7 protein-coding genes and 2 pseudogenes are annotated in these 6,441 nt (G+C 69.1%); 8 read left to right on the forward strand and 1 reads right to left on the reverse strand.

The window, feature by feature from the left end:
* Positions 1–214, reverse strand: a pseudogene (locus G6R25_RS19805) (IS5/IS1182 family transposase); the annotation flags it as partial.
* A gap of 72 nt (positions 215–286) precedes the next feature.
* On the opposite strand from G6R25_RS19805, the gene G6R25_RS19810 reads away from it, so the two are divergent.
* From G6R25_RS19810 to G6R25_RS19840, 8 genes and pseudogenes are all read left to right on the forward strand, one after another.
* Positions 287–727, forward strand: a complete 441-nt coding sequence (locus tag G6R25_RS19810) for an outer membrane protein assembly factor BamB family protein (RefSeq protein WP_235949177.1) — start codon at positions 287–289, stop codon at positions 725–727.
* 215 nt (positions 728–942) lie between these two features.
* Entirely contained in the window at positions 943–1,413 is a 471-nt protein-coding gene (locus G6R25_RS19815) for an outer membrane protein assembly factor BamB family protein (protein WP_161983095.1), read from the forward strand.
* The gene (locus G6R25_RS19820) at positions 1,410–2,336 is read left to right on the forward strand and encodes a carbohydrate ABC transporter permease (RefSeq protein ID WP_136449234.1); all 927 of its coding nucleotides are present in this window, start codon (positions 1,410–1,412) and stop codon (positions 2,334–2,336) included. Before G6R25_RS19815 ends, G6R25_RS19820 begins: the two co-directional genes overlap by 4 nt.
* Complete coding sequence (locus G6R25_RS19825) at positions 2,333–3,163, forward strand: carbohydrate ABC transporter permease (RefSeq protein ID WP_136449235.1); 831 nt, start codon at positions 2,333–2,335, stop codon at positions 3,161–3,163. Before G6R25_RS19820 ends, G6R25_RS19825 begins: the two co-directional genes overlap by 4 nt.
* 137 nt (positions 3,164–3,300) lie before the next feature.
* Positions 3,301–4,629 carry a type 2 periplasmic-binding domain-containing protein gene (locus G6R25_RS19830; RefSeq protein WP_163554154.1) on the forward strand — a complete coding sequence of 443 codons (1,329 nt, stop codon included), beginning with the start codon at positions 3,301–3,303 and terminating at the stop codon, positions 4,627–4,629.
* 6 nt (positions 4,630–4,635) lie between these two features.
* Positions 4,636–4,779 (forward strand): annotated as a pseudogene (locus G6R25_RS30880) (ATP-binding cassette domain-containing protein); the annotation flags it as partial.
* Between the two features lie 94 nt (positions 4,780–4,873).
* Entirely contained in the window at positions 4,874–5,740 is an 867-nt protein-coding gene (locus tag G6R25_RS30885; RefSeq protein ID WP_205447271.1) for an ABC transporter ATP-binding protein, read from the forward strand.
* Positions 5,737–6,378 carry an HAD family hydrolase gene (locus G6R25_RS19840; protein ID WP_163554155.1) on the forward strand — a complete coding sequence of 214 codons (642 nt, stop codon included), beginning with the start codon at positions 5,737–5,739 and terminating at the stop codon, positions 6,376–6,378. Before G6R25_RS30885 ends, G6R25_RS19840 begins: the two co-directional genes overlap by 4 nt.
* Positions 6,379–6,441 lie beyond the last annotated feature (63 nt).

Raw genomic sequence — 6,441 nt, forward strand, 5'->3', positions numbered from 1 at the left:
TCCTGTTGTGCGCCTTCTGTTCGTCGGTGAGGGTGCCGCCCTTGGGCTTCTTGTACGCGATCGCCAGAGGCCCGGCCGGGCTGCCCAACCCTTCGTAACCGAGGTCGAACAGCACCTCCTGCAGGTCGGCGGTCCACTCTTGCAGGATCGGCAGCGCGCCGGAGGCCTTCAGAGCGGTCGAGTCGTGCTCGCGGCCGGGCCGGACGTCCGACGCTGGGACGGCGAGCAGCTCGGCCTGGAGACCCGGGCCATCGCCCGCACCGGCCTGGAGCGGGCCACCTTCGCGATGCCGGCGGCGATCCGCCGCGACGCCGCCGAGGGTGACGCGGTCGTGCGCTGGCGCCACCAGCTCTCCGGAGCCGGTCACCGGGCGCCGGTCCGCGTCGAGGGCGACCGGGTCATCGCCGGCGCCAAGCGCGAGGACCTCCCCTCGGGCGCGGTCGAGGTGCTGTCACTGCGCGACGGATCCCAGCTGTGGCAGGCCGAACTGCAGGCCTCGATCAAGGGCACGCCGGTGACCCACCACGGTCACGTCATCGCCGTCGAGGTGAGCGGCGACGTCGTCAGCCTGGACGCCGAGACCGGCACCGAGCGCTGGCGGATCCCGTCACCGGACCCGCTGCGGCTGTTCGCCTGGGCCAATCCGGTGGTGGCCGACGGCATCCTCATCGTCGGCGACCTGTCCCACGTGCGGGCCCTGGACGCCGACACCGGCGAGCTGCGCTGAGAGCGCACCGACCTGTGCACCTACCAGACGCTGGTCTCGCACTCCAACCCGCTCCTGCTCGGCCACACCCTCATCCTCGCCAACTTCCCGTCACCGATCGGCATCGCCGACCTCGACCTGCACACCGGCGAGGTCAACTGGACGCTCGGCGGCGACCTCACCGAACTCATCGGCAGCCTCTGGCCCATCGGCACCCCACTCCACGACCATTGTGCGTGCCGACCCCGTCGGGGTTGTCGGCCATCGACGCTCGCAACGGAGCGGGCCGCTGGAAGCTCTCCACCGAGCTTCCGTTCAGCCCGGCCACCCCGGCCTCGGTCCCCGACGGCATCGCGACCGTCTTCGCCGGCACCGACGTCGTGCTGCTCGACCGGGCCGACGGCTCGATCCGATGGCGCACGCCGATGGAGTCGGCCTCCAAGCTCGCGATGGCCAGCTACACCCGCACCCCGCAGGTGCTGTTCGCCGGACCGGTACCCGTCCCGGCCGAGGACGGCTCGGTGCGGCTGCTGCTCTCCGGCCTCGACGGGCGCGTCTACACCCTCGACGCCGCGTCGGGCAAGCGGCTGGCCGAGGTCAACGTCGGCGCCCCGGTCGCGGCGCCGGTGGCCGTCACCGACGAGCTGATCATCGCCATCGCGGTCGACGGCGTGGTCACCGCCATCGAACGAAGCGCGCTGCTATGACGACCGTCCTCGACAAGCCGGTGCCGTCGCTGGCCGCGGCCGGCAAACCCATCGACCCCAACCGCACCCGCGCGACGCCCTACGTCTTCATCGCGCCGGCGATGAGCGGCATCGGGCTGTTCGTCCTGCTGCCGGCCTTACTCTCCTTCATCGGCAGCTTCTTCGCCATCCCGCTCGCCACCGGCGCGAACTGGAAGTGGGTCGGCTTCGACAACTACACGTCCGTGTTCAGCGACCCGACCGCGCACCGGGCGATCGAGAACACCCTGCTGTACTGCGTGATAACGATCATCCCGAGCCTGGTCCTCGGACTGCTGCTCGCGCTGCTGGCCGAGAGCCTGCGACACGGTCGGACCTTGGTTCGGACCGCGCTGTTCCTGCCGATGACAGCCAACCTGGTCGCGATGGCCGTGGTCTTCAAGTGGATCTTCGCCTTGCAGGGCGGGTTCGCCAACCAGGCGCTCGCCTGGATCGGTGTCGCGCCGATCAACTGGCTCAACGACACTCGATACTCGCTGATCTCGGTGGCCCTCGTCGGGGTCTGGCGCGGTGTCTCGCTGACCATGCTGCTGTTCCTCGCGGGGCTCACCACCATCCCCGGGGCGATCCACGAAGCAGCGGCGGCCGAAGGCATCCGCGGCTGGGCCAAGCTGCGCACGCTGATCCTACCGATGATGAAGCCGACGATCGTCTTCGCCACGGTGCTCTCGATCCTCACCTCCATCCAGGCCTTCGACCAGATCAACGTGATGACCCAGGGCGGTCCCCAGGAATCCTCGGAGACCATCCTCACCTTCACCTGGAAGGTCGGTTTCTCCTACTTCCAGCTCGGCAAGCCGTCGGCCCTGTCGTTCGTGCTGATCGCGGTGCTCATCTGCATCGGGCTGGTCCGCCGCCGCGCGTTCTCGGCGGAGCAACGATGACCACCAGCCCAATTCCCGCGCGGCTGATCAAATGGCTGCTGGTACTCATCGCCGTCGGAGTCTCGCTGTTCCCCTTCTACTGGATGCTGCGGACCGCGCTCGCCCCGCAGAGCCAGCAGCTGGCCGACGGGCTGGGCTTCTGGCCCGCACACCTGGACTTCGGCAACTTCGCCCGCGCCTGGAACAAGGCCAACCGCGGCCAGGCGCTACTCAACGGGCTCATCATCACCGGCGCGATCCTGCTGCTGCAGCTGATCACGTGCGTACCGGCCGCCTACGTCTTCGCCAAGATCCGGTTCAAGGGTAGCGGCATCCTGTTCGGGGTCGTGCTGGCCTGCCTGCTCATCCCGACCCAGGCCACCATGGTGCCCACGTTCATCGGCATCAACCTCTTCGGGCTGGGTGACACCCGGATCGGGCTCGTACTGCCGTTCTACAGCAGCGCGTTCGGTATCTTCCTGCTCCGCCAGCAGATGCTCTCCATCCCCGACGCGCTGCTCGACGCCGCCAAGACCGACGGGCTCGGCCCGTGGCGCACCCTGCTGCGGGTCGTCGTGCCGATGTCCATGCCCTCGATCGCCGCCTTCGCGATCTTCTCGGTGTTCACCCACTGGAACGACTACCTCTGGCCGCTGCTGGTGGCCCGCAGCCCCGACCTGGCCACTCCCCCACTGCGGCTCGCTGTGTTCCAGCAGGCCGACATCGGCTTCGACTACTCGGCCCTGGCCGCCGGCGCGGCCATCGTCACCGCACCCATCTTGATTCTCTTTCTGTTCGCCCAACGCCGCTTCGTCCAAGGCATGGCCGGCGGCGAAATCGCCGGCTGACCATCCCTGACTCGCCGAACCGCCGACCCGCCGACCCGCCCCAAGCGGCCCAAGCGGCCCAAGCGGCCCACGACTTCGCATTCACATCCGTTCGCCCCCCACCGCAATCCTCGCCGAACCCAAGGAGTAGTTCTGTCATGTCCACTCGTCGTTCTCTGCTCGGCACCGCGGCACTCGCCGCGGTCACCGCGCTGACTCTCGCCGCCTGCGGCAGCGGCTCCGGCTCGAGTGCGGGCGGCAACGGCCCGGCGCTGACCGGCACCGTCGCCAAGGCCGCCGACCTGTCCAGCTGCAAACCCGACGGCGTCACGCTCAAGCTCAACTTCGGCCCGCAGGCCGCGCCCGCGGTCAAACTCGCCGTCACCCAGATGCAACAGAGGTACCCGGGTCTGAAGTTCGACGCCACCGCCTCGGCGACCGCTTCCTACAACGATCTGACCAAGCAGGTCGTCTCCGACGCCGCCGTGGGCAAGCCCGACGACCTGATCAACGCCGGGCTGTCCCAGCTGACCTTCTGGGTCGACAGCTACCACCCGGCCGAGATCGACCAGAGCAAGCTGCCCGCCGGCTACCAGAAGCAGTTCCTGGCTGCCGGCACCGCCAACGGCAAGGTCTACATCGCTCCGTTCCAGATCTCGGCCCCGGTGCTGCTGGTCAACCAGACGGCCCTGAAGAGCGCCGGTATCGACCCCAGCACGCCGATCACCAGCTACGCCGAACTGATCAAAGCCGCCCAGACGCTGACCGCCAAGACCGGCAAGCCCTCGATCAACATCTCCACCGACGGGCTGCCCGACTGGTTCAGCCAGGGCTTCGTGCAGGCCGCCGGCGGAACCTTCGTCAACGCCGGTGGCAGCGCCGGGTTCGGCGACGCCACCGGGGTACAGGCGCTGAGCATCTGGAGCACCCTGGCCAAGGACAAGGTGCTGCTCAACGTCGGCGGCACCGACGCGATGGCCCAGTTCATGGCCGGCAACCTGCCGTTCATGGCCTACACGACCTCGATCGTCGCCACCATCCAGAAGGGCGTCGGCTCGAAGTTCCAGTGGATGCCTGTCGACCTGCCGACCCTCAACGGCACTGACGCCGGCCCCCTGCCCGCCGGCGGCAACGGCTGGCTCGTGCTGTCCCAGGACCCGTGCAAGGCCGCCTACGCCAACGCGATGATCTCGCTGATGCTCAGCAAGGACATCTCCCTGGCCGCCAGCGGCACCGGCTACAGCTACATCCCGGTGAACTCCGACGCCGCGACCGAGCTGCTGGCCGGATCGACCGCGACCCCGCAGCTGAAGTACGCCTGGTCCTACGACAAGCCGCTGTCGGTCTGGGGCGGGTTCAAGGGCAGTGCGACGAAGCAGATCTTCGACACGCTGACCACCACGACCCAGCAGCTGTCCACTGGTGCCGATCCGCAGACGACGGTGGCCTCGGCGGTCAGCCAGGTCAACAAGCTCGTGGGGAAGTGAGAACCGATGCCCACCGTGGAACTGCGCGGAGTCGAGAAAAACTTCGGCACGGTCAAGGCCCTGGACGCGATCGACCTGTCGATCGCCGACGGTGAGCAGGCGGCGATCCTCGGCCCGTCCGGGTCGGGCAAGTCCACCCTGCTGCGGGTCATCGCCGGGCTCGAGACGCATGACTCCGGGACGCTGACCGTGGACGGCGTGGACCAGCGCGCCGTCCACGGCCCACCGCCGCGACATGGCGATCGTGTTCCAGCACTTCGCCCTCTACCCGCACCTGTCCTCGCTGGACAACATCACCCTCGGCCTGCGGCACGGCCTCAAGCTGTCCAAGCAGGAGGCGCGAGCGCGGGCCCACGACGTGGCCACCCGCATGCAGGTCGAGCATCTACTGGCCCGCAAGCCGCGGGAGATGTCCGGTGGCCAGCGCCAGCGCATCGCGCTGGCCCGGGCGCTGGCCCGCAAATCGGGCGTCGTGCTGCTCGACGAACCGCTGTCCGGCCTGGACGCCCAACTGCACGCCGCGCTGCGAGTCGAAATCGCCGAGCTGTTGCGCTCGGTGAACGCCACCGGCGTGAACGTCACCCACGACCAGGTCGACGCCATGGCCATGGCCGACCGGGTCGCCATCGTCAACCACGGCAAGGTCGAGCAGCTGGGCACCCCGGACGAGCTGTACGCGGTGCCAGCCACCTTGTTCGTCGCGTCGTTCGTCGGCAGCCCGCCCATGAACCTGGCCCCGGTGGGCGAGGATGGCTCGTCGGTATTCGGCCGGCGGCGGCTGCGGGTGGACCGGCCGGTCACCCTCGGCGTGCGGCCCGAATGTCTGCGCTTCACCGCAGGGGACGTCGAGCTCGACTGGCGCGCCCGCGGACGCGTCGCCCTGATCGAACCGAACGGGGCCGACCGGGTGGTGCACGTCGAACTCGACACTCCCGGACCCCGCCGCACCTTCGCCGTGCGCTGCCGCTCAGGCGAGCAGCCCCCGCTCGACGCCGCCATCGAGCTGAGCTGCTCGCCGGACGACGTGAACGTCTTCGCCGGCGAGCAGGGCCGACGTCTGGGCACCGTCGCCGAGCTCGGTGGCGAACTGGCCATGGCAGGAGCCCAGTGAGCCCCGCGCACCCCCTCGACGGCGACCACCCCCTCGACGGCGACCACCCGAGGAACCGGCACACCGGCGCGGGCATCGAGGCCACCATCAACACGGTGCTGACCGGGTGCGGGCTGGCGAAAATATCGGCCGAGGAGTTCAGCCGCGAGTTCCGCCTCCCCCTCGGGGTCATGTTCACCGCGCTGGGCGTGCCGGTCGACGAGGCGCCGAGCGCCGAGCGGCAGTGGAACCACGTCATGGCCGCCACCACCTCCCCAGCCCGAGCCGTGGCCGGACCGCTCCTGGAGACGCTGCGCGCCCGCGGAGCACGGGTCGGCGTCGTGTCCGCCGCCGCAGCGGAGACCGTCTGGCTCGACCTCAAGCACCTGCACCTCGACGACCTGCTGCACACTGTCGACGCCGGAGCCGTCGACAAGCTCGCCACCCTCGTTTCGCGACGCGGCGAGCGGACCCGAGCCGTCTACGTCGGCGACACCGAATACGACATGGTCTGCGCGGTGGACGCCGGCTACACCGCCATCGGAGTCTCCGGCAGCTACTGCCAACCCGAACGGCTGTTCGCTGCTGGCGCCGAGATCGTCATCGACCAGCTCAGCGAGCTGATCCCCCTGCTGGAAAAAGAGACCGCCCATGACTGACACACCGGAGTTTTTCCGAAACCCGCCATGGCTGATTCGAATCAGATCGCCGGGATCGTAAAT

The sequence above is a fragment of the Candidatus Frankia alpina genome, assembly GCF_902806485.1.
Taxonomy (GTDB): Bacteria; Actinomycetota; Actinomycetes; order Frankiales; family Frankiaceae; genus Frankia; species Frankia alpina.

Bases quoted from the DNA above. Each gene is read 5' to 3' on its own strand.
- G6R25_RS19825 (WP_136449235.1), top strand. From the start codon at position 2,333: ATGACCACCAGCCCAATTCCCGCGCGGCTGATCAAATGGCTGCTGGTA.
- G6R25_RS19830 (WP_163554154.1), top strand. From the start codon at position 3,301: ATGTCCACTCGTCGTTCTCTGCTCGGCACCGCGGCACTCGCCGCGGTC.
- G6R25_RS19810 (WP_235949177.1), top strand. From the start codon at position 287: ATGCCGGCGGCGATCCGCCGCGACGCCGCCGAGGGTGACGCGGTCGTG.
- G6R25_RS19820 (WP_136449234.1), top strand. From the start codon at position 1,410: ATGACGACCGTCCTCGACAAGCCGGTGCCGTCGCTGGCCGCGGCCGGC.